Annotated in this window: 3 protein-coding genes; all 3 read right to left on the bottom strand. The window is 74.3% G+C overall.

All coding sequences use genetic code 11. The features are described 5' to 3' along the window. Positions 1-103 precede the first annotated feature (103 nt). The 3 genes from ACFE67_RS14825 to ACFE67_RS14815 are packed head-to-tail and all read right to left on the bottom strand — an operon-like array spanning position 104 to position 2,533. The gene (locus tag ACFE67_RS14825; RefSeq protein ID WP_375407638.1) at positions 104-1,300 is read right to left on the bottom strand and encodes a diaminopropionate ammonia-lyase; all 1,197 of its coding nucleotides are present in this window, start codon (positions 1,298-1,300) and stop codon (positions 104-106) included. Between the two features lie 28 nt (positions 1,301-1,328). Continuing rightward, on the bottom strand, positions 1,329-2,075 hold the full coding sequence (locus tag ACFE67_RS14820; RefSeq protein WP_375407637.1) for an SDR family NAD(P)-dependent oxidoreductase: 747 nt from the start codon (positions 2,073-2,075) through the stop codon (positions 1,329-1,331). Then, the gene (locus ACFE67_RS14815; RefSeq protein WP_375407636.1) at positions 2,072-2,533 is read right to left on the bottom strand and encodes a heme-binding protein; all 462 of its coding nucleotides are present in this window, start codon (positions 2,531-2,533) and stop codon (positions 2,072-2,074) included. Before ACFE67_RS14815 ends, ACFE67_RS14820 begins: the two co-directional genes overlap by 4 nt. Positions 2,534-2,628 lie beyond the last annotated feature (95 nt).

Below are 2,628 nucleotides of genomic sequence, written 5' to 3'. Positions count from 1 at the left end.
GCCGCGACCGACAGCGACCGGTCGACGCGTTCCGCGCCGAGCTGCAGCACGAAGAGGCGCCGGGCGACGCCCGTCGGCAGTGCGCCGTCGAGCAGACCGGCCGTCACGCCAGGACCAGTGTCCCGGTGCGGGCGCGTCGGGCCTCGCGCTCGCCGGCGGTCGTGGCAGGGGTCTCGCCGACCTGCGCCGCGTAGTTCACGGGGTCCGTCGCGCCCTCCGTGTTCACGAGCAGCAGGACCGAGTCGCGGTCCAGGTCGAGCCGGGCGCGATCCGCCTCCGAGTCGGCGATCGCCAGCAGGGCGGCCAGGGACGCCGCACCGGATTCGCCGGCGACCAGTCCGACCCCGGCGAGGAGGCGCATGGCCTCGTTCGCGAGGTCGTCGTCGACCGACAGGTACCCGTCCGCCCAGCCGTACACGACCGGCCAGGCGAGCATGGACGGCAGTCCGCAGTTCAGTCCGGCCATCGTCGACTGGTGCGGTCCGGGAGCCTCCGACATCTGCCCCGCCTCCGCCGACCGCATCAGGCAGTTCGCCCGGGTCGGCTCGACGATGACGCCGAACGGCCGGTGCACGCTCGTCGTGCGGTAGTGCCCGAGACCGGCGGCGGCGAACGAGCCGACCCCGGACTGGAAGAACGCGTGCGACGGGCCGCCCATGCCGTGCCGGTCGAGGGTCTCGTCGATCTCGCGGAAGATCGTGGAGTACCCGTTGATCACGTCGGTCGGCGTCCGGGTGTAGCCGGGCCACGACGTGTCGGACACGACGAGCGTGTCGGGTCCGACCTCCTCCGCGGACCGCAGGATCGCGTCGTCGTAGGACCCGTCGACGACGGTGACCTGGGCGCCCTCGCCCTCGATGTCCTCGATCCGCGACCGCGCGGTGCCGGCCGGTACGAAGATCGAGCAGCGCAATCCGAGGAGCGCCGCCATGCGCGCGACGCCGCGCCCGTGGTTGCCGTCGGTCGCCGCGGCGAGGCGCCGGCCGCTGCCCTGGAGGGCGTCGCGCTGCGCGGCGACGTCGAGCGGTACCTCCTCGCCCGTCCACTCGCGGCGAATGGCGCGGGACGTGGCCCACGAGGCACCGAGCATCTTGAAGGCCGGCAGGCCCAGCCGACTCGCCTCGTCCTTGACGAGCACGTCGGCGACGCCCAGCCTCTTCGCCAGCTCGGGCACGCGCAGCAGCTGCGTCGGGGCGTAGCCGGGCAGGCGCCGGTGGAATTCGAGCGGATCGCCGTCTTCGACCGCCGGCAGGGTGGCCGGCGACCGGTCGGTCGGTGGCAGGACGAGACGGAAGGGCATGGTTTCTCCTCGGGCGGTGACGGGTCGGTCAGACGGCGGTGTAGCCGCCGTCGACGACCAGCGCCTGTCCCGTGATGTAGGCGGATTCGGGCGAGGTGAGGAAGAGGATGGCGCCGACGACGTCGTCGGGGGCGCCCTGGCGACCGAGCGGGATGCCGGCCACGAGCCGCTCCATCGCTTCGGCGGGGTCCGACTGGTGATCCCAGAAGCCGCGGTTGAACTCGGTGTCGATCCAGCCCGGCAGCACGGCGTTCGCGGTCACGCCGGTCGGGCCCCACTCGTCGGCCAGGGCCCGGATCAGCCCGAGCAGGCCCGCCTTCGTGGCGTGGTAAGCGGGCATCCCGGCGTGCCCGCGGAGGGCGCCGGTGGAGGAGGTGACGAGGAAGCGGCCGTGGGCGGCGCGGGCCAGCGGCGCCGCTGCGGCCTGCGCGGTGAGGAACGGGCCGCGCAGGTTCACGGCGACCGCGCGGTCCCACGCGGCCACGGGCCATTCCGCGAGCGGGTGCGCCTCGAGCACACCCGCGTTGTAGAAGACGGCGTCGATCACCCCGTCGCCCGCCTCCTCGGCCGCCTCGACCGCGCGCCGTGGCGACGCGGGGTCCAGCAGGTCCACCGCCGCGAACCGGATCCCGCCCGAGGCGTCCTCGGCCGCGAGGCGCGCGCCGCGGTCGGCATCACGGTCGGCGAGCACCACCGTGTCGCCGCGGGCCCGGAACGCCCGGACGGCGGCGGCGCCGATGCCGGTCGCTCCGCCGAGCACGAGCGAGGTCGTCATCGGGTCTCGAGACCCGCCTCGCGGGCCACGGTCAGCGCGCATTCCTCGTCGACCGTGCTCGCGGTGCCGGAGACGCCGAGACCGCCGAGCAGCCGACCGTCCTGGATCAGCACGACGCCGCCCGCGATCACGCTCGCGCGCCCGCCCAGCGATCCGGCGAGGCCCCAGTCCCCACCGGCCGGTGCGGACGACGCGGACCAGCGGCTGGTGGCGGCGCCGAACGCGACCGCCGTGTAGGCCTTGTCGAGCGCCAGCGAGTACGCGCCGAGCTGGGATCCGTCGCTCCGTGAGGTGGCGACCGGGTTACCGCCGCGGTCGACGACCGCGATGGCCAGCGCGAGCTGCCGACGAGCGCAGAACGCGCGGAACAGCTCGATCAGGTGCGCCGCGAGCGCCTCGGACAGCTCGGGCAGTGCGATCTCGCCGGCCCGTGCGGCCGGGGCATCCGATGTCGTCATGGTTTCTCCCGTGGTCGGTGTATAAACTATACGCACGACACCCGTGTGCGTGCCGTGAGCACGCCGCGGTCTCGGATGCCCGGCGAGCCGAGCGG

Source organism: uncultured Amnibacterium sp. (genome assembly GCF_964244015.1).
In the GTDB taxonomy this organism is placed as follows: domain Bacteria; phylum Actinomycetota; class Actinomycetes; order Actinomycetales; family Microbacteriaceae; genus Amnibacterium.
The sequence above is the reverse complement of the archived record's forward strand: the minus strand, read 5'-3'. Positions and strand labels throughout refer to the sequence as shown.